The 23,844-nt window shown below is 54.2% G+C and carries 24 protein-coding genes, 1 tRNA gene and 1 pseudogene; 16 read left to right on the plus strand and 10 right to left on the minus strand.

What is annotated here, in order from left to right; all coding sequences use genetic code 11:
* Positions 1–4: 4 nt before the first annotated feature.
* The 12 genes from napG (at position 5) to HV345_RS08365 (ending at position 8,956) form a co-directional block, all read left to right on the plus strand.
* Positions 5–700 carry a ferredoxin-type protein NapG gene (napG, locus tag HV345_RS08310; RefSeq protein ID WP_016153774.1) on the plus strand — a complete coding sequence of 232 codons (696 nt, stop codon included), beginning with the start codon at positions 5–7 and terminating at the stop codon, positions 698–700.
* The gene (napH, locus tag HV345_RS08315; RefSeq protein ID WP_016153773.1) at positions 687–1,550 is read left to right on the plus strand and encodes a quinol dehydrogenase ferredoxin subunit NapH; all 864 of its coding nucleotides are present in this window, start codon (positions 687–689) and stop codon (positions 1,548–1,550) included. Before napG ends, napH begins: the two co-directional genes overlap by 14 nt.
* The gene (napB, locus tag HV345_RS08320) at positions 1,547–1,996 is read left to right on the plus strand and encodes a nitrate reductase cytochrome c-type subunit (protein WP_016153772.1); all 450 of its coding nucleotides are present in this window, start codon (positions 1,547–1,549) and stop codon (positions 1,994–1,996) included. Before napH ends, napB begins: the two co-directional genes overlap by 4 nt.
* A 9-nt stretch (positions 1,997–2,005) precedes the next feature.
* A complete protein-coding gene (gene napC / locus HV345_RS08325; RefSeq protein WP_003027548.1) occupies positions 2,006–2,608 on the plus strand; it encodes a cytochrome c-type protein NapC in 603 nt (200 codons plus the stop codon).
* Positions 2,609–2,628: 20 nt separating this feature from the next.
* A complete protein-coding gene (gene ccmA / locus HV345_RS08330) occupies positions 2,629–3,249 on the plus strand; it encodes a cytochrome c biogenesis heme-transporting ATPase CcmA (protein WP_181636485.1) in 621 nt (206 codons plus the stop codon).
* On the plus strand, positions 3,246–3,905 hold the full coding sequence (gene ccmB, locus HV345_RS08335) for a heme exporter protein CcmB (RefSeq protein WP_003027542.1): 660 nt from the start codon (positions 3,246–3,248) through the stop codon (positions 3,903–3,905). Before ccmA ends, ccmB begins: the two co-directional genes overlap by 4 nt.
* A 76-nt stretch (positions 3,906–3,981) precedes the next feature.
* Positions 3,982–4,719: a heme ABC transporter permease gene (locus HV345_RS08340; protein ID WP_016153769.1), complete on the plus strand. Its 738-nt coding sequence runs from the start codon at positions 3,982–3,984 to the stop codon at positions 4,717–4,719.
* Positions 4,716–4,928, plus strand: coding sequence for a heme exporter protein CcmD (ccmD, locus tag HV345_RS08345; protein WP_016153768.1), 213 nt, complete (start codon positions 4,716–4,718; stop codon positions 4,926–4,928). Before HV345_RS08340 ends, ccmD begins: the two co-directional genes overlap by 4 nt.
* Positions 4,925–5,404, plus strand: a complete 480-nt coding sequence (ccmE, locus tag HV345_RS08350) for a cytochrome c maturation protein CcmE (RefSeq protein ID WP_016153767.1) — start codon at positions 4,925–4,927, stop codon at positions 5,402–5,404. The genes ccmD and ccmE overlap by 4 nt, the downstream gene beginning before the upstream one ends.
* Positions 5,401–7,356, plus strand: a complete 1,956-nt coding sequence (locus HV345_RS08355) for a heme lyase CcmF/NrfE family subunit (protein ID WP_016153766.1) — start codon at positions 5,401–5,403, stop codon at positions 7,354–7,356. Before ccmE ends, HV345_RS08355 begins: the two co-directional genes overlap by 4 nt.
* Positions 7,353–7,910, plus strand: coding sequence for a thiol:disulfide interchange protein DsbE (gene dsbE, locus HV345_RS08360; RefSeq protein WP_003834613.1), 558 nt, complete (start codon positions 7,353–7,355; stop codon positions 7,908–7,910). The genes HV345_RS08355 and dsbE overlap by 4 nt, the downstream gene beginning before the upstream one ends.
* Positions 7,907–8,956 (plus strand): cytochrome c-type biogenesis protein CcmH, encoded by a 1,050-nt coding sequence (locus HV345_RS08365; RefSeq protein ID WP_016153765.1) that lies wholly within the window; start codon positions 7,907–7,909, stop codon positions 8,954–8,956. The genes dsbE and HV345_RS08365 overlap by 4 nt, the downstream gene beginning before the upstream one ends.
* 59 nt (positions 8,957–9,015) lie before the next feature.
* Here the strand turns inward: HV345_RS08365 and narP are convergent, their stop codons facing one another.
* The 4 genes from narP to HV345_RS08385 form a co-directional block, all read right to left on the minus strand.
* Positions 9,016–9,663: a nitrate/nitrite response regulator protein NarP gene (gene narP / locus HV345_RS08370; RefSeq protein ID WP_016153764.1), complete on the minus strand. Its 648-nt coding sequence runs from the start codon at positions 9,661–9,663 to the stop codon at positions 9,016–9,018.
* Positions 9,664–9,870: 207 nt separating this feature from the next.
* Positions 9,871–9,947: transfer RNA gene (locus HV345_RS08375), tRNA-Pro, on the minus strand.
* Positions 9,948–10,021: 74 nt separating this feature from the next.
* On the minus strand, positions 10,022–11,782 hold the full coding sequence (gene yejM / locus HV345_RS08380) for an LPS biosynthesis-modulating metalloenzyme YejM (protein ID WP_065554077.1): 1,761 nt from the start codon (positions 11,780–11,782) through the stop codon (positions 10,022–10,024).
* 31 nt (positions 11,783–11,813) lie between these two features.
* Entirely contained in the window at positions 11,814–12,041 is a 228-nt protein-coding gene (locus HV345_RS08385) for a YejL family protein (protein WP_003027506.1), read from the minus strand.
* Between the two features lie 134 nt (positions 12,042–12,175).
* Here HV345_RS08385 and yejK point away from each other — a divergent pair, with 134 nt between their 5' ends.
* A complete protein-coding gene (gene yejK, locus HV345_RS08390; RefSeq protein ID WP_016157002.1) occupies positions 12,176–13,183 on the plus strand; it encodes a nucleoid-associated protein YejK in 1,008 nt (335 codons plus the stop codon).
* Positions 13,184–13,304: 121 nt separating this feature from the next.
* Here the strand turns inward: yejK and rplY are convergent, their stop codons facing one another.
* Positions 13,305–13,589 (minus strand): 50S ribosomal protein L25, encoded by a 285-nt coding sequence (rplY, locus tag HV345_RS08395; RefSeq protein ID WP_016153758.1) that lies wholly within the window; start codon positions 13,587–13,589, stop codon positions 13,305–13,307.
* Between the two features lie 124 nt (positions 13,590–13,713).
* Entirely contained in the window at positions 13,714–15,474 is a 1,761-nt protein-coding gene (locus tag HV345_RS08400; RefSeq protein ID WP_181636486.1) for a DEAD/DEAH box helicase, read from the minus strand.
* A 150-nt stretch (positions 15,475–15,624) separates the two neighbouring features.
* Between HV345_RS08400 and rsuA the strand changes: the two genes are divergently transcribed.
* The 3 genes and pseudogenes from rsuA to HV345_RS08415 all read left to right on the plus strand — a co-directional run bounded on the left by rsuA (position 15,625) and on the right by HV345_RS08415 (position 18,216).
* Positions 15,625–16,332 carry a 16S rRNA pseudouridine(516) synthase RsuA gene (rsuA, locus tag HV345_RS08405; RefSeq protein WP_181636487.1) on the plus strand — a complete coding sequence of 236 codons (708 nt, stop codon included), beginning with the start codon at positions 15,625–15,627 and terminating at the stop codon, positions 16,330–16,332.
* 15 nt (positions 16,333–16,347) lie between these two features.
* A pseudogene (locus tag HV345_RS08410) lies at positions 16,348–17,538 on the plus strand (Bcr/CflA family multidrug efflux MFS transporter).
* A gap of 333 nt (positions 17,539–17,871) precedes the next feature.
* Positions 17,872–18,216 carry a YejG family protein gene (locus HV345_RS08415; RefSeq protein WP_029139605.1) on the plus strand — a complete coding sequence of 115 codons (345 nt, stop codon included), beginning with the start codon at positions 17,872–17,874 and terminating at the stop codon, positions 18,214–18,216.
* 3 nt (positions 18,217–18,219) lie between these two features.
* Here the strand turns inward: HV345_RS08415 and yejF are convergent, their stop codons facing one another.
* The 4 genes from yejF to HV345_RS08435 are packed head-to-tail and all read right to left on the minus strand — an operon-like array spanning position 18,220 to position 23,745.
* Entirely contained in the window at positions 18,220–19,809 is a 1,590-nt protein-coding gene (yejF, locus tag HV345_RS08420) for a microcin C ABC transporter ATP-binding protein YejF (RefSeq protein ID WP_065554078.1), read from the minus strand.
* A gap of 1 nt (position 19,810) precedes the next feature.
* The gene (locus HV345_RS08425; RefSeq protein ID WP_053389538.1) at positions 19,811–20,836 is read right to left on the minus strand and encodes an ABC transporter permease; all 1,026 of its coding nucleotides are present in this window, start codon (positions 20,834–20,836) and stop codon (positions 19,811–19,813) included.
* A complete protein-coding gene (locus HV345_RS08430) occupies positions 20,836–21,930 on the minus strand; it encodes a microcin C ABC transporter permease YejB (RefSeq protein ID WP_016153751.1) in 1,095 nt (364 codons plus the stop codon). The genes HV345_RS08425 and HV345_RS08430 overlap by 1 nt, the downstream gene beginning before the upstream one ends.
* Positions 21,931–23,745 (minus strand): extracellular solute-binding protein, encoded by a 1,815-nt coding sequence (locus HV345_RS08435; protein ID WP_047500957.1) that lies wholly within the window; start codon positions 23,743–23,745, stop codon positions 21,931–21,933. It lies immediately after the preceding gene.
* Positions 23,746–23,844: the final 99 nt, after the last annotated feature.

Genomic DNA, 23,844 nt, shown 5'->3' on the forward strand with positions numbered 1-23,844 from the left:
CGTTATGTCCCGGTCAGCAAAACCCCAAAATGGCCGCCGCCGCTTTCTGCGCGATATGGTTCGCGCAGCGGGCGGACTGGCCGTCGTTGGCGTGGCGCTGGGGTTGCAACAGCAAACCGCACGTGCAACCGGCGTGCGGCTGCGCCCGCCAGGCGCACTGAGCGAGGAGGCATTCGCCAGTGCCTGCGTGCGCTGTGGTCAGTGCGTTCAGGCCTGCCCGTATGACACGCTGAAGCTGGCGACGCTTGCCTCAGGGCTGGCTGCTGGTACGCCGTATTTTGTCGCGCGTGATATTCCCTGCGAAATGTGTGAAGACATTCCGTGCGCCAAAGTTTGCCCCAGCGGTGCGTTGGACAGGGACATTGAATCTATTGACGATTCACGCATGGGGCTGGCGGTACTGCTGGATCACGAAAACTGCCTCAACTATCAGGGATTACGCTGCGACGTTTGCTATCGCGAATGCCCGAAAATCGATGAGGCTATCACCCTGGAGCTGGACCGCAACATGCGTACCGGCAAGCATGCGCGGTTTATTCCGACCGTACACAGCGACGCCTGTACCGGCTGCGGGAAATGCGAAAAAGTGTGCGTCCTGGAGCAGCCAGCAATAAAAGTGCTGCCCCTGTCGCTGGCGAAAGGGGAGTTAGGACACCATTACCGCTTCGGTTGGCTGGAGGGGAACAATGGCAAATCGTAAACGTGACGCCGGGCGTGAAGCGCAGGCAAAAAAAGGATGGTGGAAGAGTCATCGCTGGCTGGTGCTGCGTCGTCTGAGCCAGTTTCTGATACTGGCGATGTTCCTTAGCGGCCCGTGGCTTGGCGTCTGGATCCTGCATGGCAATTACAGTAGCAGCCTGTTGCTGGACTCCATCCCGTTCACCGATCCGCTGATTACCCTGCAAAGCCTGGCCAGCGGACACCTGCCGGCGACGGTTGCGTTAACGGGGGCGGTCATCATCACGGTGCTGTATGCCCTGGCGGGTAAGCGACTGTTTTGCAGTTGGGTTTGTCCCATGAACCCTGTCACCGATTTAGCCAGCTGGTTGCGCAGAAGGTTTGACCTGAATCAGTCTGCAACCCTGCCGCGCCATATACGGTACGTCCTGCTGGTGGTTATCCTGGTCGGTTCCGCCGTGACCGGTACGCTGCTGTGGGAGTGGATAAATCCAGTCTCTCTGCTCGGACGGAGCCTGGTCATGGGATTTGGCAGCGGGGCGCTGCTGATCCTCGCGCTGTTTTTATTTGATCTACTGGTCGTTGAGCATGGCTGGTGCGGGCATCTTTGCCCACTGGGTGCGCTGTATAGCGTGGTGGGGAGTAAAGGTGCATTAACCGTTTCGGCAAAAGAACGTAACAGATGTAACCGCTGTATGGATTGTTTTCATGTTTGCCCGGAACCGCATGTGCTACGTGCGCCGGTGCTGGATGAGCAAAGTCCGGTGCAGGTAACCAGCCGCGATTGCATGGCCTGCGGTCGCTGTGTGGATGTCTGTTCTGAGGATGTTTTTACAATAACAACACGATGGAGTTCGGGAGCGAAATCATGAAAAGCCATGACCTGATTAAAGCGCTGAGTCAATGGACGGCTGCGCTGGCCCTGGTAGTCAGTGGGGCCGTTTGGGCTGCAAACGGAGTGGATCTGAGCCAGTCACCGGAAGTCTCAGGGACACAAGAAGGGGCGATTCGCATGCCGAAAGAGCAAGTGCGTATGCCGCTGAACTATGTGAATCAGCCGCCGATGGTTCCGCACAGCGTTGAAGGGTATCAGGTGACGACTAACACTAACCGCTGCCTGCAATGTCACGGTGTGGAAAGCTATCGCACCACCGGTGCGCCGCGCATCAGTCCGACGCACTTTATGGACAGCGACGGTAAGGTATTGGCTGAAGTCGCGCCGCGTCGTTATTTCTGCCTGCAATGTCACGTTCCGCAGGCTGACGCCGCGCCAATTGTTGAAAATACCTTCACCCCCTCGAAAGGTTACGGGAAATAAGAGGTCATTATGGAAAATTCTAACCGTAAACCAGGCTGGATTAAGCGCGTCTGGCAATGGTGGCGTCGCCCCAGCCGTCTGGCGCTCGGCACGCTGTTGTTAATCGGCTTTGTGGGCGGCATTATTTTCTGGGGCGGCTTTAATACCGGTATGGAAAAGGCCAATACAGAAGAGTTCTGCATTAGCTGTCACGAAATGCGCAATACGGTGTACCAGGAATACATGGAAACCGTACACTACAACAACCGTAGTGGTGTGCGAGCGACTTGCCCTGATTGTCACGTCCCACATGAGTGGGGTCCGAAAATGATTCGTAAGATCAAGGCCAGTAAAGAGCTGTACGCGAAAGCACTGGGGTTGATAGATACACCGCAGAAATTTGAAGACCATCGTTTAACGATGGCGCAAAATGAGTGGCGGCGTATGAAAGATAACAATTCGCAAGAGTGTCGAAACTGTCACAACTTCGAGTTTATGGATTTAACCGCCCAGAAAGGCGTTGCGGCCAAAATGCACGACCAGGCCGTGAAAGACGGGCAAACCTGTATTGACTGTCATAAAGGGATAGCGCACAAACTGCCTGATATGCGCGAAGTCAAACCGGGATTTTAACAGGATGTAGATAACCAGGTATGCTTGAAGCCAGAGAATTACTTTGCGAGCGGGATGACAGAATACTGTTCAGCGATTTGTCATTTCGCGTCAACGCAGGGGAATGGGTACAAATTACCGGCAGCAACGGCGCAGGGAAAACCACTTTGCTGCGGTTACTTACCGGGCTGGCGGGTCCCGACGCAGGGGAGGTTTGCTGGCAAGAGCAACCGCTGCATCACGTGCGGGACAGCTACCATCAACAACTGCTGTGGATCGGACATCAGCCGGGGATAAAAACCCGGCTTTCGGCGTTGGAAAACCTGCGTTTCTTCCACCATGACGGCGACGTCGCACAGTGTCTGGCTGCGCTGGTGCAGGCGGGGCTTGCCGGATATGAAGACATCCCGGTGAATCAACTCTCCGCCGGACAACAGCGGCGCGTGGCGCTGGCCCGTTTGTGGCTGACCCGCGCCCGGCTGTGGATCCTCGACGAACCCTTTACCGCCATTGATGTGAACGGCGTTGAGCGACTGACTCAGCGTATGGCACAGCATACGGAGCAGGGCGGTATTGTTATTCTCACCACCCACCAACCGCTCAATGTCGAGACCGATAAAGTGCGACGTATTGCGCTGACCAGCGAGAGGGCAACGCAATGATGTGGCGAATCTTCCGTTTAGAACTACGAGTTGCGTTTCGTCATAGTGCGGAAATCGCCAATCCTTTATGGTTCTTCCTGATTGTTATTACGCTGTTCCCGCTGAGCATTGGGCCGGAGCCGCAACTGCTGGCGCGTATTGCGCCGGGCATCATCTGGGTTGCGGCGTTGCTGGCGTCGTTGCTGGCGCTGGAGCGCCTGTTTCGTGATGATCTGCAGGACGGCAGCCTTGAGCAACTGATGCTGCTGCCGTTGCCGCTGCCGGCAGTGGTGCTGGCGAAAGTGATGGCGCACTGGGTCGTGACCGGCCTGCCGCTGCTGATCCTCTCGCCGCTGGTGGCGTTGCTGCTGGGCATGGATATGTACGGCTGGAAAATTATGGCGCTGACCTTGTTACTCGGGACGCCGACATTGGGCTTCCTCGGCGCGCCGGGCGTGGGGTTGACGGTGGGCTTAAAGCGCGGCGGCGTGCTGTTAAGCGTGCTGGTACTCCCGCTCACCATACCCTTACTGATTTTTGCGACCGCGGCGATGGATGCGGCTTCCATGCACTTACCGGTTGAAGGGTACATGGCGATTCTGGGCGCGTTGCTGGTCGGCAGCGCCACGCTAAGCCCGTTTGCCACAGCTGCGGCGTTACGGATCAGCGTGCAGTAGCGCAGTTGAGATATGCAGGCCGGGCAAGGCGCTCCGGCACAACGGATATTAATTTACGGAGTCTGGTGACTGAACTATGTGGAAAACACTTCATCAATTGGCGATGCCTCCTCGGCTCTATCAGATCTGTGGCTGGTTTATCCCGTGGCTGGCGATTGCCAGCGCGGTGGTACTGATAACCGGATTGATCTGGGGCTTTGGCTTCGCGCCTGCGGATTATCAGCAGGGGCAGAGCTATCGCATTATTTATCTGCACGTTCCGGCAGCAATCTGGTCGATGGGTATTTATGCATCGATGGCCGTTGCCGCGTTTATTGGCCTGGTCTGGCAGATGAAAATGGCCAATCTGGCGCTGGCCGCGATGGCGCCCATTGGTGCCGTGTTTACCTTTATTGCGCTGGTGACGGGCTCTGCATGGGGCAAACCGATGTGGGGCACCTGGTGGGTCTGGGATGCCCGACTCACCTCTGAACTGGTATTGCTGTTTCTCTACGTCGGCGCCATTGCGCTGTGGCATGCCTTTGACGACCGCCGTCTGGCTGGTCGCGCTGCCGGCATTCTGGTGCTGATTGGCGTGGTCAACTTGCCGATTATTCACTACTCGGTCGAGTGGTGGAATACGCTGCATCAGGGGTCGACTCGTATGCAGCAGAGTATCGATCCGGCAATGCGCGCGCCGCTGCGTCTGGCGATCGTCGGCTACCTGTTACTGTTTGTCACGCTGGCGCTGATGCGCATGCGTAACCTGATTTTGATGATGGAAAAACGCCGCCCGTGGGTGAGCGAACTGATCTTAAAAAGAGGCCGCCAATGACCCCTGCATTTGCATCATGGAGTGATTTTTTCGCGATGGGCGGTTACGCCTTGTATGTCTGGCTGGCTGTGGCGATGAGCATTGTCCCGCTGGTGGCGCTGGTGCTGCATTCTGCGTTACAGCATCGTGCAATCTTACGCGGTGTCGCGCAGCAGCGGGCGAGAGAAGCGCGCATGCGTGCGGCGCAAGTGCAACGGGAGGCGGCGTGAATATTCGACGTAAAAATCGGTTATGGATAGCCTGCGCGGTCCTGGCAGGTCTGGCTTTGACCATTTCGCTGGTGCTCTACGCGCTGCGTTCCAATATCGATCTGTTCTATACGCCGGGAGAGATACTCTACGGTAAGCGCGAAACGCAGCAAATGCCTGAAGTCGGCCAGCGCCTGCGCGTGGGCGGTATGGTTATGCCTGGCAGCGTAAAGCGCGATCCGCAGTCGCTGAAGGTGAATTTCAGCATCTATGACGCCGAAGGTGTGGTGGATGTCACCTATGAAGGCATTCTGCCGGATCTGTTCCGCGAAGGGCAGGGCGTCGTCGTTCAGGGCGAACTGGACGGGGGAAATCATGTGCAGGCCAAAGAAGTGCTTGCTAAACATGATGAAAATTACACCCCGCCGGAAGTCGAAAAAGCGATGCAGGAAAACCACCGTCGCCCGGAAAGTGTTTATAAGGATAAAACGTCATGATGCCTGAAATTGGCAATGCGCTGTTGTGCCTTGCGCTTGGCGTTGCATTACTGCTGTCGGTCTATCCGCTGTGGGGCGTAGCGCGCGGCGACGTGCGGATGATGGCCTCCGCGCGTCCCTTTGCCTGGGTACTGTTTATCTGTGTGATGGGGGCGTTCCTGATTCTGGTCAACGCCTTCGTGGTTAATGACTTTACCGTGACCTACGTCGCCAGCAACTCCAATACCCAGCTTCCGGTCTGGTATCGGGTGGCGGCGACGTGGGGGGCGCATGAAGGCTCGTTGCTGCTGTGGGTGCTGCTGATGAGCGGCTGGACGTTCGCCGTTGCGGCGTTCAGCCAGCGCATGCCGCTGGATATCGTCGCCCGCGTGCTTGCGGTCATGGGAATGGTCAGCGTCGGTTTCCTGCTGTTTATTCTGTTTACCTCCAACCCGTTTGCCCGCACGTTGCCGAACTTCCCGATTGAAGGACGTGACCTGAACCCGCTGTTGCAGGATCCGGGGCTGATATTCCATCCGCCGCTGCTGTACATGGGGTATGTCGGCTTCTCGGTTGCCTTTGCGTTTGCGATTGCTGCGCTGATGAGCGGACGACTGGACAGCACATTCGCCCGTTTTTCGCGTCCGTGGACGCTGGCGGCGTGGGTGTTTCTGACGCTGGGCATTGTGCTCGGTTCGGCCTGGGCCTATTACGAGCTGGGCTGGGGCGGCTGGTGGTTCTGGGATCCGGTTGAAAACGCCTCGTTTATGCCATGGCTGGTGGGAACGGCGCTGATGCACTCGTTGTCGGTAACCGAGCAGCGCGCCAGCTTTAAAGCCTGGACGCTGCTGCTGTCAATCTGCGCATTCTCACTTTGTCTGTTAGGTACTTTCCTGGTGCGCTCCGGCGTACTGGTGTCGGTGCATGCTTTCGCCTCCGATCCGTCGCGCGGAATGTTTATTCTGGCCTTTATGGTGCTGGTAATTGGCGGCTCCCTGCTGCTGTTTGCGGTGCGCGGTCACAAGGTTCGCTCACGGGTGAACAACGCGCTGTGGTCGCGTGAATCGCTGCTGCTGGGGAATAACGTCCTGCTGATTGCCGCCATGCTGGTGGTGCTACTGGGCACGCTGCTGCCGCTGGTGCACAAACAGCTGGGACTGGGCAGCATTTCGATTGGCGAGCCGTTTTTCAACACCATGTTCACCTGGCTGATGGCGCCGTTCGCACTGTTGTTGGGGATTGGGCCATTAGTGCGCTGGGGCCGTGACCGACCGCGTAAACTGAAAACGTTATTGCTTATCGCGTTTGTCACCACCCTTGTTCTGTCGCTGCTGCTGCCGTGGCTGCTAGAGGATCGCATTGCCGCCATGACAGTGGTGGGGCTGGCGATGGCGTGCTGGATATTCGTACTGGCGATGTCCGAAGCGTTCCTGCGTATTTCCCGTGGGACAAAGCTGACGCCAAGCTATTGGGGCATGGTATCGGGTCACGTCGGGCTGGCAATTACCATTGTTGGTATTGCCTTTAGCCAGAACTACAGCGTTGAACGCGATGTGCGCATGAAAGCGGGTGATAGCGTTAGTATCCATAACTATCAGTTCACTTTCCGCGAAGTGAAAGATATTACCGGGCCAAACTACCGTGGCGGCGTTGCCATTATTGGCGTTACTCGAGACGGTAAGCCGGAAGCCACGCTGCATGCGGAAAAACGCTTCTATAACAGCACCAGTTCGATGATGACCGAAGCGGCAATTGACGGAGGATTCACGCGCGATCTGTACGCTGCGCTGGGTGAAGAACTGGATAATGGCGCATGGGCTGTACGCCTGTACTACAAACCGTTTATTCGCTGGATTTGGGCCGGAGGATTGCTGATGGCGCTGGGCGGGTTGTTCTGCCTGTTTGATCCACGCTATCGCCAGCGGACGCGACCTCGCGCCGCGGTGCAAAAAAATGCGTCGGAGGCTGTATGAAGCGCAACGCACTGTTAATTCCGTTTATTATTTTTCTCATCATTGCGGCGGCGCTGTTGTGGCAGCTCGCGCGTAACGCTCAGGGCGACGATCCCACTAATCTGGAATCGGCGCTGATCGGCAAACCTGTTCCGACATTCCGCCTGGAGTCACTGGAAAATCCGGGTCAGCACTATCAGGCCGATGTGCTGACGCAGGGCAAACCGGTATTGCTGAACGTCTGGGCGACCTGGTGCCCGACCTGTCGCGCCGAGCATCAGTATCTGAATCAGCTGTCTGCGCAAGGCGTGCGGGTAGTGGGTCTGAACTATAAAGATGATCGTCAGAAAGCCATTGTCTGGCTGAAAGAGCTGGGTAATCCTTACTCATTAAGTCTGTTTGACGGCGACGGTATGCTCGGTCTGGATCTTGGCGTGTACGGTGCTCCGGAGACGTTCCTGATCGACGGCAAAGGCATTATTCGCTATCGCCATGCCGGCGATCTGAACGCCCGGGTGTGGGAGAGCGAGATCAAACCGTTATGGGACAAGTACAGTAAGGAGGCTGCGCAATGAGATTTTTACTGGGCCTGCTAATGCTGGTTATCTCGGGATCCGCGCTTGCGACTATCGACGTGATGCAGTTTAAGGACGAAGCGCAGGAGCAGCAGTTCCGCCAGCTTACTGAACAACTGCGTTGTCCTAAATGCCAGAACAACAGCATTGCCGATTCTAACTCGATGATTGCCACCGACCTGCGTCAGAAAGTGTACGAACTGATGCAGGAAGGAAAAAGCCAGAAAGAAATTGTCGATTACATGGTGGCGCGCTACGGCAACTTCGTCACGTACGATCCGCCGTTAACGCCGCTTACCGTGCTGCTGTGGGTGATGCCGGTGGTAGCGATTGGTCTGGGGGGCTGGATTATTTTCGCCCGTACTCGCCGACGCGTCCGTGTGAAACAGGAAGCGTTTCCTGACGATGTTATTCCGAATGGCAAGCGCGGTGGATTCGGGTTGTTTGTGCCTGGTATCGTGGTGGCGCTGGTGGTTGGCGCAGTAAGCTATTACCAAACCGGCAGCTATAAGCAGGTTCAGGTCTGGCAGCAGGCCACCGCTCAGGCTCCGGCGCTGCTGGAGCGGGCGTTGGATCCGAAAGCGGAGCCGCTCAATGAAGAAGATATGGCGCGTCTGGCGCTGGGGCTGCGCACGCGTTTACAAGCCGATCCCGCAAATGTTGAAGGCTGGATCATGCTTGGACGCATTGGCATGGTTCTCGGTAACGCCAGTACGGCCACTGAAGCCTATGCCAATGCCTATCGACTGGATCCTAAAAACAGCGATGCGGCGCTGGGCTATGCGGAAGCGCTGACCCGTTCTTCCGATCCTGATGATAACCGTCGGGGAGGGGAGCTGTTACGCCAACTGGTGCGTGGCGAACATGCCAATGTGCGGGTTCTCAGCATGTACGCTTTCAACGCCTTTGAACAGCAGCGCTTCGGCGAGGCGGTTGCGGCGTGGGAGATGATGCTGAAACTATTACCTGCCAACGATACCCGTCGGGCGGTAATAGAACGAAGCATTAAGCAGGCAATGGAGCAGCTAACGCCGCAGGAGAAATAAGTATCCAGAATAGCCCCGATAGCGCTTCGCATATCGGGGCTATCCGGCCTCTTCATGGATTACTGCATTCCACGCGTTTGTAAAAACAGGATAGTGGCAGCAACGCGAGAGCGCACATTGAGTTTGCGCAGCAGGTTGCGAATATGCACTTTCACGGTCTGTTCGGAAATATTCAGCACTGACGCAATCTGTTTGTTCGACAGCCCCTGAGCCAGTTCATGCAATACATCCAGTTCACGTTCGGTGAGAATGCTGAAGGGATCTTCTTGTGCGCCGAACAGGTCGCGTTCGCGCAGATATTCGCTGACGCGTGTGCTAAAAGCTTTACCGCCTTTGGCGCCGCTGCGAATGGCCTCCAGCAAGACTTCAGGATCGCTGTCTTTGAGTAAATAACCATCCGCGCCGGCATCAATTAAGGCGTACACATCGCTGGCTGCATCCGAGACGGTAAGAATAATAATTTGCGCGGTGACGCCATCCCGGCGCAGCGCATTCAGGGTGTCCAGTCCGCTCATGCCTTTCATATTGAGATCCAGCAGGATCACATCCAGGTCCAGACGGTTAGCCAGATCGATAGCGCTGGCACCGTCGCCTGCTTCCGCGACTACGTTAAATGCGGGATCCAGTTGCAATAATTGACTAATTCCTCGCCGCATTAGTGGGTGGTCGTCGACAATCAGCACCCGAAAAGGCGTTGCTTCAGGCATACTATTCTCCTGAGTTTTTATTAGTATCATTATTGTTTTCAGCGCATCACTCGTCTAGTTTCATCGCGCTGATGAGAGGGTAAATTTTACCCCAATTTGTGCATGGGTAAGTAGTAAAACCTGTGCTAAAGGCCGGGGTAATAATAAGGAACGTGGAATCGCGGGCATAAAAAAACCAACCATGAAGGTTGGTTTTTCTGGGATTTTTGGTCGGCACGAGAGGATTTGAACCTCCGACCCCCGACACCCCATGACGGTGCGCTACCAGGCTGCGCTACGTGCCGACGCTATGGCTGCTAATACTACTGCTTTCCGCTGCGAATGCAAGGGGAAGCATCGCTAAGTGATTTATAATTAATCAGTTAGCAATAAATCGTTTCTCATCCGTCAGAACCTGTAGCAGCAGGCTTAGCTGCGGTTTCTGATCTTTTATTTTTTCGCCGCGTAAATCATAGGTCTGATAATTACCGTTGTTGTTCAGCACCAGCGTCATCTCTGGCGTGGTAACGGCCATCGTGCTGCCGTCGGCGGCGGTAACCCAGTAATGGCGGCGGTTTGCATTGAACAGATCCTGCCCCTGCGAGTATTCGTTAGCAGGCGTGCTGACGTGCAGCAGGCGCTGCATGAGCGTTGTCATCAGGTCTGTATGATCGGTCAGGCTATTGATGCGTTGGGCAGGCGTTCCCGGCCAGTGAATAACCAGCGGAACCTGCAGATGGCCACGCGACCAGGCAAAATTGTTCTCTTCCTGAGTCAGCGGCACGCCCCGACCCGCGGTAATAATCACCACTGTGTTGTTCAGTTTACCGGAGTCGCGCAGGGCACTAAGAACACGGTTAATATTGGCATCCACATCCTGAGCGGCGCTGGCATAGCGTTTGGCAAAGTTCTTCTGGTTGCTGTTATCAAGGTTCGTCCCGTTAAAGGAGACCCACGAGAACCAGCGGTTATCTTCCTGCGCGTAGCGTCCCAGCCAGTTAATCCACTGGCTTGCGGTTTGTTCGTCAGATTGCGTTTGTACGCTTGGCATGGAGAAGTCTGACAGCAGCGCCTGGCGATACAGCGGGCTGGTAAAGCCATCCGAGGAGAATAGCCCTAACTGGTAACCCTGCTGGTTCAGTGCTGTAATCAGCGCCGCAGGCGTACGGGTCGACAAAATGCCGTCCATGTAGCTTGGCGAAACACCATAGAACAGGCCAAAGATGCCGTTATCCGTGGTGTTGCCTGAGCTCATGTGACGCGTAAACGAGATATTCTGCCCGGCGAATTCAGCCAGTGCAGGCATCTGTTTTTCAAAGCGTGAGTAGTTCAGACCGTCGACGGTAATCAGCAGCACGTTCTGACCGGTGCCCATATCGCGATAGCGCAGTTCGCTGAGCGGGTACTGCACGGAAACCGCTTCCGGATTGCCCTGTTCGATCAGGCGTCGCTGATACTCTTGCGCATCCAGCAGGCCATGTTTTTCCAGGAATTTACGTGCCGTCATCGGGTAGGAGAGCGGCAGATTCGCACGCTGCATGGTAATCGGGCGATAGAAATTGGCATCCGCCCAGATATACACCACGTGCGAGGCGATAAAGGAAACGAAGAAGAATGCTGCTAACGGTTTGGCAAAATGGCGACGACGCGTCAGGCTGCGCAGCTTTTGCCAACTCCAGGTCGCAAACAGCATTTCAATTAACAGAATAACAGGTACGCTGATAAACATCAGCTGCCAGTCACGCGCCGCTTCATTCTGGTCTGGGTTGATGACCAGTTCCCAGACGATCGGATTGAGATGCAGGTGGAAGCGGGTGAAAACTTCGCTGTCGATTAGCAACAGCGTCATGCCAGCCGTCGCCAGAATAGCTGATAAGAATCGCATCAGCCTCTGGGACATGACGATAAACGTCAGGGGAAACAGGATCAGCAGATAGGTGGCGAACACCAGAAAGCTAAAATGCCCGACAACGCTCAGGTAGGAATAAACACGACCTGCAAGGGTTGTCGGCCAGTCGGCGACAAACAGGTAACGGCTACCGAGCACCATGGCCAACAGAATGTTGAACAAGGCAAACCAGTGCCCCCAGCTAACCATCTGGGAGACTTTCTCACGGTAGCGTTGACGATGAGTTACCATAAACTGTTGTTCGTTTCCCCGGAGCAGGCTCTTAATGCGCTTGGTCGTCGTTTACCGAAGACTGCAATGCGCGGGCAAAAGAGTTGGCAATCGCCTGGCGCTGGGCCGGTGCGATGCTTGTATTGATAAGGTTAGTCACCATATTTCCCAGTACCATCAGGGAAAGGTCGGTCGGCGCCTTATGTTTTTCCAGTACGTTGAGCATCTCATTCAGCAGTTGTTCAACGTGTTCGTCACTATAGCGGGAAATTTGTGGCATAAATCGAAATCAGTCTGTTCATGAAAGGGCAACATATTACCGTACAGACAGTTTTTTTTCTGCTTTTTTATCTTCTATTGCGTCACTGCCCGGCAGGTGGTTGAATACCGCCCGGTCTAAAAGGAGAGTTTATCATGAGTCTGGATATCAACCAGATTGCCCTGCACCAGCTTATCAAACGTGACGAGCAGAACCTTGAGCTGGTCTTGCGCGATTCATTACTGGAACCGACAGCGACCGTTGTCGATATGATGGCTGAGTTGCATCGGGTGTACAGCGCCAAGAATAAAGCTTATGGCCTGTTTAGCGCAGAGAGTGAACTGGCGCAAACGCTGCGTTTACAGCGTCAGGGCGAAGAGGATTTTCTGGCCTTTAGTCGTGCAGCGACTGGGCGCTTGCGAGACGAACTGGCGAAATATCCTTTTGCTGATGGCGGCATTGTCCTGTTCTGCCATTACCGCTATCTGGCGGTAGAGTATCTGCTGGTCGCCGTGCTGAACAATTTAAGCAGTATGCGCGTCAATGAAAATCTGGATATCAACCCGACGCACTATCTGGATATCAATCATGCGGATATCGTGGCGCGTATTGATTTAACCGAGTGGGAAACCAACCCGGAGTCCACGCGCTATCTGACGTTCCTGAAAGGGCGGGTAGGGCGCAAAGTCGCCGATTTCTTTATGGACTTCCTGGGTGCCAGCGAGGGGCTTAACGCCAAAGCGCAAAACCGCGGCCTGTTGCAGGCGGTCGATGACTTTACTGCAGAGGCGCAACTCGATAAAGCTGAACGCCAGAACGTGCGTCAGCAGGTGTACAGCTACTGTAACGAGCAACTGCAGGCCGGTGAAGAGATCGAGTTGGAGTCGCTGTCCAAAGAGCTTTCCGGCGTCAGTGAAGTCAGCTTCAGCGAATTTACCGCTGATAAAGGCTACGAACTGGAAGAGAGCTTCCCGGCAGATCGCAGCACGCTGCGCCAGTTAACCAAATTTGCCGGAAGCGGCGGCGGGTTAACCATCAACTTCGACGCCATGTTACTGGGTGAGCGTATTTTCTGGGATCCAGCCACAGATACTTTGACCATCAAAGGTACGCCGCCGAACCTGCGCGATCAGCTACAGCGTCGTACCTCGGGCGGGAAATAAAGCCGTTTGCCGGATGGGGGCGTTAACGCCTTATCCGGCTTGCGTGATTCATCTTTACCGCCAACAAAATCCCATAAAAAAACCCCGCCGAGGCGGGGTTTTTCTTTCAACTTGTAAGCGATTACGCGCGAACGAAGTCGATGTGTGCCAGCTTCGGCTTGAACGGGTGACGCTGTACAGCCTGAGCTTTAACTTTAACTTCTTTACCGTCAACAACGATGGTCAGAACTTCGCTGTAGAATTCAGCTTTAGCTTGCATGTTCATAACTGCATCGTGATCCAGTTCGATAGCAACCGGGGCTTCTGCGCCACCATAGATGATTGCCGGGAACTTGTTAGCGGCACGCAGGCGGCGGCTCGCACCCTTACCCTGCTCTTTACGTACTTCAGCGTTGATAGTAAACATTTAAATCTCTCTTTAATAATTCCTGCTACAGGCGACCCAGCAACAGGTAAGTGATCTGCTTTGCGTATGCAAAAGCGGGCGAGATTCTATACTTAAACGGCTGGTACATCAATCAAAAGTACGATTAACCGCGTAATTCATGTGCCCGACGATAGCGTCCTTCATAATCGAAGACCTTTTCACGAACCTGCCAGTACTGACCTTTCATGCGCGCCACCACGAAATCAGGATGACGTAACAGCGCCTGCTGGGCGAGGATATCGGCGGCGGTTATCCAGCGTAAGGGAATGCCGGGCGTTCGGGTGTGCGGGCGAATAAACAGTTGCTCGAAAGCCGTACGTTGCGCGGGAGTATGCAGGCGAAAGCGTTCGCTAACGTCGGCACCATCTTCATCGTAATAGGTGATTTTTAGCCATTCACCTTTTTCATCCTGGCCGTTTTGTAACACCATGCCGCTACAGCGCAGGACCAGCGCATCTTTGAGCCTGAGCGCGGCTTTCAGCATGTCATCCGGGTCAACCAGCACCGTGTCGCACTCCCGACAACGGCGGGCGGCGATATCATTTTCCGCGTTGCATTGTGGGCAGTTTTTAAAACGAAAACGAAAATCGCACTGTTCGCGATGGCCGTCATCATCTTCAAACCACCCCTGACAGCGGCGGCCAAAGTGTTCAATCAGCGTGCCGTCTGCCGTTGTTTTGCCCCAGAAGGTGTTTGCAAACCCGCAGGCGGGACAGAACACCTGCACCGGAACGTTATCGCTTTTCCCTTTCGGCGCCCCCACTTCCGGCGCGTAAAGATCGTGCGGGTTACCGGCATAATCGAGGATCAGACAGTCGGTTTTACCCGGCGCCAGGCGCAGGCCGCGACCGACAATTTGTTGGTAAAGGCTAACTGACTCCGTCGGGCGCAGAATGGCGATAAGGTCGACGTGCGGGGCATCGAAGCCAGTGGTCAGGACCGACACATTCACCAGATAGCGAAAGCGCTGGGCTTTGAACTCTTCAATCAGCACATCACGCTCAGCGCCAGGCGTGTCTCCGGTGATTAGCGCGGCATCGTCAGCAGGCAGCAGGCCCAGAATTTCTTTGGCGTGCTCCACTGTGGCGGCGAAAATCATCACCCCTTTGCGCGTCTGGGCAAACTCGACAATCTGGCTGATGATATGCGGCGTTATTCGCTGCTGCTTTTTCAGTTCCTGATTCAGATCCGTTTCGCTAAACAGGCCGTTACTCTGCGCCTGCAGGCGGCTGAAGTCATACTGCACTACCGGCATGTCGAGGCGTTCTGGCGGCGTCAGGTAGCCGTGTTTAATCATGTAACGCAACGGTAATTCATAAATGCAGTCACGAAACAGCGCTTTTTCATCGCCGCGCACCATACCGCGATAATGAAAGTGATAAATCCAGCCTTTGCCCAAACGAAAAGGAGTGGCAGTAAGCCCGAGCAGGCGTAAGTGGGGATTTACTTTGGTCAGGTGAGTGAGGATTTGCTGATATTGACTCTCGTCATCATCACCAATACGGTGACATTCATCGACGATAAGCAGCGAGAACTCTCCCTGAAAGGCGTCAAGATTACGCGCCACCGACTGTACGCTGCCAAATACCACTTTCCCGTGGCTCTCTTTACGCTTCAGTCCTGCGGCAAAAATATCGGCTTCCAGCCCCAGCGCGCGATATTTGGCATGGTTTTGCGCGACCAGTTCTTTAACGTGCGCCAGTATCAGCACGCGACCACGCGCCACGCGGGCCAGTTCAGCAATCACCAGGCTTTTTCCCGCACCGGTTGGCAGGACGATAACCGCTGGCGTGCGATGGTGGCGGAAATGGTTGAGCGTGGCATCCACGGCTTCTTTTTGGTACGGGCGAAGAGTAAAAATCATGGGCTCATTAAGGTAAGCAGCAACAATGTATAGTATGCCATGAATCATTTCCCTTGAGGGATGGTGTAACGCCGCTATACTGGGCGGATAATCGTCCCACTTTTCGGGCGCAATCCCGCTTCTTGTTTTTTACAGGCAAAAATCACACTCATGCGACTTGATAAATTTATCGCTCAGCAACTCGGCGTCAGCCGCGCTATTGCCGGGCGTGAGATCCGTGCTAACCGCGTTACCGTCGACGGTGAAATCGTCAAAAACAGTGCCTTTAAGCTGCAGCCAGAACACGACGTAGAATATGACGGTAATTCCCTGATTCAACAAAATGGTCCGCGCTATTTTATGCTGAATAAACCTCAGGGTTATGTTTGCTCAACGGATGACCCGGATCACCCGACAGTGCTCTATTTCCTTGATGAGCCGGTTGCCTACAAACTGCATGCGGCAGGGCGTCTGGATATCGACACCACCGGACTGGTGCTGATGACCGATGACGGACAGTGGTCGCATCGCATCACTTCGCCACGTCACCATTGTGAGAAAACCTATCTGGTAACGCTGGAGTCGCCGGTGGCAGATGACACCGCCGAACAGTTTGCCCATGGCGTACAACTGCATAATGAGAAAGACCTGACCAAACCGGCCGTGCTGGAGGTTATTACGCCAACTCAGGTGCGATTGACCATCAGCGAAGGGCGCTATCATCAGGTTAAACGTATGTTTGCCGCCGTCGGTAACCACGTTGTGGAACTGCACCGTGAACGGATTGGTGACATCAAGCTTGATGAGGATCTGGAGCCGGGTGAATACCGTCCATTGACCGAAGAAGAAATCGCCAGCGTTAACTTAACCCCGCGTTAATTTCAGGAGCTAAATGTGACCACCCGGCAGAACTCGTCAATTGCCATTGTCTTTATCCTTGGCTTGTTAGCCATGCTGATGCCGTTGTCGATTGATATGTATCTTCCGGCACTACCTGTTATCTCTGAACAGTTTGGTGTGCCTGCAGGTAGCGCGCAGATGACCCTCAGTACCTATATTCTTGGGTTCGCGGTGGGGCAGTTACTCTATGGTCCAATGGCTGACAGCATTGGGCGCAAGCCGGTGATTCTGGGCGGGACGCTGGTGTTTGCGGCGGCGGCAGTTGCCTGTGCGCTGGCACAAACTATCGATCAACTGATCGTGATGCGTTTCTTCCATGGTCTGGCTGCGGCAGCGGCGAGCGTGGTTATCAACGCCCTGATGCGCGATATCTATCCGAAGGAAGAGTTTTCGCGCATGATGTCCTTTGTCATGCTGGTCACGACAATTGCACCCTTACTGGCACCCATCGTGGGCGGCTGGGTATTGGTATAGCTGAGCTGGCACTACATCTTTTGGATCCTCGCCGTGGCGGCTATTCTGGCGTCGGTGATGATCTTTACGCTGATCAAAGAGACCTTGCCGGTTGAGCGCCGCCAGCCGTTTCGCTTGCGTACTACTCTCGGCAACTTTGCCTCGCTGTTTCGCCACAAGCGTGTACTGAGCTATATGCTGGCCAGTGGGTTTAGTTTTGCCGGGATGTTCTCGTTCCTGAGCGCCGGACCTTTTGTTTACATTGAGATTAACCACGTTTCACCGCAGCATTTCGGCTATTACTTCGCGCTGAACATTGTTTTCCTGTTCGTGATGACCATCATCAACAGCCGCTTTGTTCGTCGGGTTGGGGCATTGAATATGTTCCGTGCTGGCCTGTGGATCCAGTTCGTGATGGCGGGCTGGATGGTCTTTAGCGCGCTGTTCGGGGTTGGTTTCTGGGCGCTGGTGGTGGGCGTTGCGGCGTTTGTTGGCTGCGTGTCGATGGTGTCATCCAACGCCATGGCGGTCATTCTGGATGAATTTCCACATATGGCGGGAACGGCGTCATCGCTGGCAGGGACGTTCCGTTTTGGCATTGGCGCCATCGTTGGGGCGCTGCTGTCACTGGCGACCTTTAACTCGGCCTGGCCGATGATCTGGTCGATAGCGTTTTGCGCTACCTGCTCAATTCTCTTCTATCTCTACGCCAGCCGCGCCAAAAAACGGTGATCTATTACACAACCTGGGGGCGATAGGGCCTCCAGAGTTGATGTACATCAACCGAAAATCTATCAATTTCCCCGCTTATGTTTATTTTATGTAAAATCAATTTATGTAAAAAGTCACATCATTGTAGTTAAAAAGGTTGAGTTAGATCGCAGAAACGAGTACATATAGCGCGGAAATATGCCAGAACCGTTGAATAAATTTAAATATTTGGTTCGGAAAGCAGCATAAAGTCAGGGTGTAAACGTTTACGAACTGTTTAAAGACGTATTGTCAATGATGTGTTAATATTGATGTAAAATAATTGTGAAGTGATTGTACTTCCAGGGAAAGAAAGTGATGACATTACAACTCTCAATCGTTCATCGTCTGCCACAGTGCTATCGTTGGTCGGTGGGTTTCGCAGGTTCAAAGGTTGAACCGATTCCGCAAAACGGTCAGAGCAATGAGAACAGCCTGGTGGCGCTCAAATTGCTTAGCCCTGATGGTGACAGCGCGTGGTCAGTCATGCATAAACTCAGCCAGGCCCTCAGCGACATTGAGGTACCTTGTTCCGTGTTGGAATGCGAAGGAGAGCCGTGCCTGTTTGTTAATCGCCAGGATGAATTTGCCGCGACCTGCAGACTGAAAAATTTCGGCGTAGCCATCGCAGAGCCGTTTTCAAATAACAATCCGTTTTGAGCGTCAGCTTAGCGCGAGCAGCTGACGCGTATATGCCTGCTGTGGCGCGTTAAATACGTGCTCGCATTGTCCTTGCTCCACGACCTCTCCCTGCCTTAGCACAATAACCTGATGGCATAACGCGCGTACTACGTGCAAATCATGGCTGATAAAGATATAAGCCAGGCGATGCTTTTCCTGTAAAGACTTTAATAACGTCAGGATTTGCGCCTGTACGGTTCTGTCGAGCGACGATGTTGGTTCATCCAGAATGATCAGGGAAGGCTTGAGAATCAAGGCTCTGGCAATGGCTATGCGTTGACGTTGACCGCCTGAAAACTCCGCCGGGTAACGATGCCGCGTTTCGCTATCCAGTCCCACTTCCGCCATTACCGCTTTCACCTGCGCTTCGCGCTGCTCGGCTGACAGGGTTGGCTGATGAACGCGCAGTCCCTCCTCAATAATCTGTAGCACGCTCAGGCGCGGGTTCAGCGAGGAGTTGGGATCCTGAAAAACGACCTGAATGCGGTGACGTACCGGTAACAGCTGGCGGCGATTTAAGGTATGCAGCGCCAGGCCATCGAACACAATGCTTCCCTGTGAGGTGATTAACCTCAGTAGCGCCAGCCCGGTAGTGCTTTTCCCCGATCCTGACTCCCCGACCAGCCCCAGCGTTTCACCGGGTCGGAGGGAAAAACTGACGTTGTTAACCACAACGTTATGGTCCACCACGCGCTTCAGGATACCTTTACGGATGGGGAAGGCAACGCAGAGTTTTTCCACTTCCAGCAATGGCGCTTGCCCGGCAGGTACAGGCACCGGATCGCCGGAAGGTTCGCTGTTTAACAATTTCTGCGTGTAGGGATGCGTTGGCGCAGTGAGCAGCTGTGCTGCTCGATTTTGCTCAACGCACTGGCCGTTTTGCATCACCGCAACGGTATCGGCCAGTTTTTTCACAATGCTGAGGTTGTGGGTGATAAACAGTAATCCCATGTTCAGTTCGCGCTGTAGCTCCCGCAGCAACTGCAGGATTTGCGCCTGTACGGAGACATCCAGCGCGGTGGTCGGTTCATCGGCAATAAGCAGCTCCGGTCGCGTAAGCAGCGCCATGGCGATCATCACGCGCTGGCGTTCACCGCCGGACAGTTGGTGCGGATAGTCTGCGAGACGTTTGGCCGCCTGACGGATGCCGACCCGATCCAGACAGGTCAGTATTTCTGCCCGCGCGGCCTCCCGACGCATTCCCCGATGCAGCGACAGCACTTCATACAGCTGTTTTTCCAGGTTGTGAAGCGGGTTTAGCGACACCATTGGTTCCTGGAAAATCATGGCGATTTTATTCCCGCGAACGCCGCGAAGCGTCTGCTCATCGGCATGAAGCAATGATTCACCATGAAAACGGATGTCGCCGGAAAGGTAGACTGCGGGAGGGGTCGGTAATAACCGTAGAATAGAAAGTGCGGTCACGCTTTTACCCGAACCGGACTCGCCCACCAGCGCCAGAGTTTGCCCGGCTTCAACCCTCATTGAGAGGGTATTGACCACGGTGCGCACGGTCTCCTGTTGGCGAAAACCTACCGATAAATTTTCAATAGCTAACAGCGGTTGTGTCATCTTAAATCGCCTTGTTGGGATCGAACGCGTCGCGTACCGCTTCACCAATAAATATCAGTAGCGATAATAGTAGGGCAACGGAGATGAACGCGGTGATGCCAAGCCACGGTGCCTGCAGGTTGTTTTTACCCTGTAACAGGAGTTCTCCCAGCGATGGCGAGCCAAGCGGTAAGCCGAAGCCAAGAAAATCCAGCGAGGTCAGAGTGGTGATCGAGGCGCATAATATAAACGGTAAAAAGGTCAGGGCGGCGACCATCGCATTGGGCAGCATATGGCGCAGAATAATACTGCGATCGCTCACGCCGAGCGCCTGAGCGGCACGAATGTAATCAAAGTTTCGGGTACGTAAAAATTCCGCGCGTACCACGCCAACCAGGCTCATCCAGCCAAACAGCACGGTAATGCCCAGTAGCCACCAGAAGTTTGGCTGGACCACGCTCGACAGCAGTATGATCAAAAACAGCGTTGGCATACCTGACCAAACCTCAATGAATCGTTGCCCCCACAGATCCACCTTGCCGCCATAATAGCCCTGGATTGCGCCAGCCATGATCCCCATCACGCTGGAGCACAGGGTTAGCATTAATCCGAACAGGACAGAAATACGTGTGCCGTAGAGGATCCGTGCCAGCACATCACCACCGTTGGCGTCCGTTCCCAGCCAGTTTTGTGCAGAAGGCGGGGAAGGGAAGGGCTTATCAGTGGCAAAGTTAATGCTGGTGGCTCCAAAGCGTATCGGCGCCCACAGGATCCAGCCTCGGTTTTCCAGGCGCTGCTGTAACCACGGATCCTGATAATCAGCCTGGGTTGCCAATGGTCCGCCGAAGTCGCTTTCACTGTAGTTTTTGAACAGGGGGAAATACCAGCTATTGTCGTAGCGCACCAGTAGCGGCTTATCATTGGCAATCAGTTCTGAACACAGGCTAAGGCCAAAGAGCAGTAGAAAAATCCACAGCGACCAATAGCCGCGACGGTTATGGCGAAAACGCGCCCAGCGGGCCTGATTGACGGGGCTTAATCGCGACATTAGCGTCCCTCAAAATCAATACGGGGATCGACCAGCGTGTAGCTGATGTCGCTGAGGATATTCAGCAGCAGACCGATCAGGGTGAAGATATAGAGCGTGCCAAACATTACCGGGTAGTCACGTGATACGGTGGATTCATAACCCAGTAGTCCCAGACCGTTAAGCGAAAACATCACTTCAATCAGCAGCGAACCGGTAAAAAACATGCTGATAAACGTTGCCGGGAAGCCAGCGATTACCAGCAACATGGCATTGCGAAACACATGTTTCCACAGAATGTTTTTCTCGCTGACCCCTTTGGCGCGCGCGGTGACGACATACTGTTTGCGTACCTCATCCAGAAATGAGTTTTTGGTCAGCATGGTTAGCGCGGCAAACCCCCCAACCACCGTCGCCAGCACTGGCAGGGTAATATGCCAAAGGTAGTCGGTCACTTTCTGATACCAGGGCAGGGAATCAAAATTGGCGGAAACCAGTCCGCGAAGCGGGAACAGGTCGTAATAGCTGCCCCCGGCAAAAAAGACGATCAGTAAAATCGCAAACAAAAAGGCCGGTATGGCATAGCCAATAATAATAAATGCGCTGCTCCAGACATCAAATCGGCTGCCGTTGTGAACGGCTTTGCGGATCCCAAGCGGTATCGACACCAGATAGATAATGAGCGTACTCCATAGCCCCAGCGTGACGGAAACAGGCAGGCTGTCTTTGATAAGCGTCAGCACTGAGGCGCTACGAAACAGGCTGTCGCCGAAATCGAAACGAATATAGTCCCAGAGCATTTTGAAATAACGCTCATGAATGGGCTTATCGAACCCGTAACGGCGAGTGATTTCGGCGATCACTTCCGGGTCAAGACCACGGCCACCTCGGTAATTACTGTCGCTGATATTGCCGACGCCGGTTTGCGCGTGGCTGGCGCGAATGCCTTCACTACCCGCGCCGGGTAATGCCCCGCTTTGTCCGAACTCAATAGCGGCGACGGCCTGCTCAACCGGACCACCGGGGGCAATCTGCACGATAAAAAAGTTGATGGTGATGATGGCCCAAAGCGTTGGGATCACCAGTAGCAGACGTCGAATTAGATAAGCGCCCATTTATTCTCCCTGCCGTCTGGCTGCTGGCAGTTTCGCCGCTTTGTTAACGTCGTACCACCAGTTGTCGAGACCAATGGTATAAATGGGGCGAATAGCTGGATGCGAAAACTTATCCCACCAGGCGATGCGATCCTCTGCCATAAACCACATCGGCAACATGTAGTAGTTCCAGGTTAATACCCTGTCCAGTGCCCGACCGAGTGGGATTAGTTTGGCTTTATCACCCTGCGCCGCGATGATTTGGTTGATCAGTTTATCAATCACCGGGCTTTGCACGCCCGGGGCGTTATAGCTGGAGTCAATATATTCAGAGGCCCAGAGAATTTGCAGGTCCGAACTTGGCCACGGCATTGCGCGATACAATCTCGGCATCATGTCATAGTCACGACTGCGCAGCCGGTTTGTGATTTGTGAGTTATCAACCTGGCGGATGTTCATTGTAATGCCTAAGCGCTGCAGGTTGTGCTGGAACGGCAGCACCCACTGACTGTTACTGCCCGCCGGGAGCAACAGTTCAAAGCTCAGGGGTTTACCGTTGGCGCTGTTTACGCGCTGCTGTCCCTTAAGTACCCATCCGGCCTGCTCCAGTAAGGCATCGGCTTTCAACAGGTTGTCACGATCGTAGCCATCGCCTTTTGATTTCGGCGGCTGATAAATTTGGCTGAAGACCTCAGGAGGGAGATCTTTTTTCAAGGGCGCAAGTATCACCAATTCATCCGCATCGGGGTAATTTTTAGCGGCATACTCGGTATTCTGAAAATAGCTGTTGGTCCGACTCCAGGCGTTATAGAACAGAGCTTTATTCATCCATTCAAAATCAAATGCCAGGGTGATGGCTTCTCGCACCCGTCGGTCGCTGAACACTGGGCGCTGAATATTAAACGCCAGCCAACGCGTATCCTGGGCGGATTCGTTTTTTTGCTCATCTTTGATGATGTAATGATTCGCGAAATTTTTACCGGTATAACGTGTCGCCCAGTTTTTAGCATCGTTTTCAAGACGCAGGTCAAACGCCCCGGCCTTAAACGCTTCAAAGGCGACGTTGTCATCCAGATAGTAGTCGTAGCGGATGGTATCAAAGTTCCAGCGGCCACGGTTGACGGGCAGATTAGCGGCCCAATAATCGTTGACGCGCGAATAGACAATGTACTGACCCATCTTCCATTTCGTGATGCGATAAGGACCGCTGGCGAGCGGAGGCGATGATAAGGGATCGCTGAGCTTATGATCTTTCCAGTACTTCTCTGGCATCACGGGTAATGAAAACAGGCTGAGCATGTCCTCTTTACCCGGTTTGGCTAATTCAATACGTACGGTTAATGGCGCGATCGCTTTTACCGTTGTTCCCTTGTAGACCAGGCGAAATTGCGGCACGCCTTCAGTCATAAATTTGTGGAAGGTGAATGCGACATCGCTGGCAGTAATGGGTGAGCCATCGTGAAAACGCGCTCGCGGATTGATGGCGATTTCTACCCAGGAATAGTCATCAGCATAGCGTGCGCTGTCGGCGATGAGCGGATAATAGCTGCCAGGTTCATCGTCAGAGGTAGTAAACAGCGTATCGTAAAGCGTTTCGGTACGTGCTCCGGGATTACCGCGCATCGCATAGCGGTTGAAGTTATCGAACGTGCCGATGGCGGAGAGGGTGATTTGCCCGCCTTTGGGGGCCGCAGGGTTGACGTAATCAAAGTGATTAAAGTTAAACGCGTACTTCGGTTCGCCCAGTACGGCAAAAGCATAGCTTTCTTTGATGGACTGCGCCTCGGCGCTAAACCCGATGAGGGCGATAAACAGCAGCAATACGCGAGGGATCATTAAATGCGATTTCCTTTTCCTGCCACAACCCGACGGGCATCATGCCTGAAAGATAAGGGATGTGGCGGCGAGTGAGAGTATATGATTCGCATACTGCGA

It is taken from the genome of Citrobacter sp. RHBSTW-00986 (genome assembly GCF_013783065.1).
Classification (GTDB): domain Bacteria; phylum Pseudomonadota; class Gammaproteobacteria; order Enterobacterales; family Enterobacteriaceae; genus Citrobacter; species Citrobacter braakii.

What these genes read in the sequence shown, in the direction of transcription:
- napB (WP_016153772.1), top strand. Translation starts at nt 1,547, where the DNA reads ATGAAAAGCCATGACCTGATTAAAGCGCTGAGTCAATGGACGGCTGCG.
- yejF (WP_065554078.1), bottom strand. Translation starts at nt 19,809, where the DNA reads ATGACACAACCGCTGTTAGCTATTGAAAATTTATCGGTAGGTTTTCGC.
- ccmA (WP_181636485.1), top strand. Translation starts at nt 2,629, where the DNA reads ATGCTTGAAGCCAGAGAATTACTTTGCGAGCGGGATGACAGAATACTG.
- napH (WP_016153773.1), top strand. Translation starts at nt 687, where the DNA reads ATGGCAAATCGTAAACGTGACGCCGGGCGTGAAGCGCAGGCAAAAAAA.
- ccmD (WP_016153768.1), top strand. Translation starts at nt 4,716, where the DNA reads ATGACCCCTGCATTTGCATCATGGAGTGATTTTTTCGCGATGGGCGGT.
- yejK (WP_016157002.1), top strand. Translation starts at nt 12,176, where the DNA reads ATGAGTCTGGATATCAACCAGATTGCCCTGCACCAGCTTATCAAACGT.
- rsuA (WP_181636487.1), top strand. Translation starts at nt 15,625, where the DNA reads ATGCGACTTGATAAATTTATCGCTCAGCAACTCGGCGTCAGCCGCGCT.
- napC (WP_003027548.1), top strand. Translation starts at nt 2,006, where the DNA reads ATGGAAAATTCTAACCGTAAACCAGGCTGGATTAAGCGCGTCTGGCAA.
- rplY (WP_016153758.1), bottom strand. Translation starts at nt 13,589, where the DNA reads ATGTTTACTATCAACGCTGAAGTACGTAAAGAGCAGGGTAAGGGTGCG.
- HV345_RS08425 (WP_053389538.1), bottom strand. Translation starts at nt 20,836, where the DNA reads ATGTCGCGATTAAGCCCCGTCAATCAGGCCCGCTGGGCGCGTTTTCGC.
- dsbE (WP_003834613.1), top strand. Translation starts at nt 7,353, where the DNA reads ATGAAGCGCAACGCACTGTTAATTCCGTTTATTATTTTTCTCATCATT.
- narP (WP_016153764.1), bottom strand. Translation starts at nt 9,663, where the DNA reads ATGCCTGAAGCAACGCCTTTTCGGGTGCTGATTGTCGACGACCACCCA.
- napG (WP_016153774.1), top strand. Translation starts at nt 5, where the DNA reads ATGTCCCGGTCAGCAAAACCCCAAAATGGCCGCCGCCGCTTTCTGCGC.
- HV345_RS08365 (WP_016153765.1), top strand. Translation starts at nt 7,907, where the DNA reads ATGAGATTTTTACTGGGCCTGCTAATGCTGGTTATCTCGGGATCCGCG.
- HV345_RS08430 (WP_016153751.1), bottom strand. Translation starts at nt 21,930, where the DNA reads ATGGGCGCTTATCTAATTCGACGTCTGCTACTGGTGATCCCAACGCTT.
- yejM (WP_065554077.1), bottom strand. Translation starts at nt 11,782, where the DNA reads ATGGTAACTCATCGTCAACGCTACCGTGAGAAAGTCTCCCAGATGGTT.
- HV345_RS08435 (WP_047500957.1), bottom strand. Translation starts at nt 23,745, where the DNA reads ATGATCCCTCGCGTATTGCTGCTGTTTATCGCCCTCATCGGGTTTAGC.
- HV345_RS08355 (WP_016153766.1), top strand. Translation starts at nt 5,401, where the DNA reads ATGATGCCTGAAATTGGCAATGCGCTGTTGTGCCTTGCGCTTGGCGTT.
- ccmB (WP_003027542.1), top strand. Translation starts at nt 3,246, where the DNA reads ATGATGTGGCGAATCTTCCGTTTAGAACTACGAGTTGCGTTTCGTCAT.
- HV345_RS08400 (WP_181636486.1), bottom strand. Translation starts at nt 15,474, where the DNA reads ATGATTTTTACTCTTCGCCCGTACCAAAAAGAAGCCGTGGATGCCACG.
- HV345_RS08385 (WP_003027506.1), bottom strand. Translation starts at nt 12,041, where the DNA reads ATGCCACAAATTTCCCGCTATAGTGACGAACACGTTGAACAACTGCTG.
- HV345_RS08340 (WP_016153769.1), top strand. Translation starts at nt 3,982, where the DNA reads ATGTGGAAAACACTTCATCAATTGGCGATGCCTCCTCGGCTCTATCAG.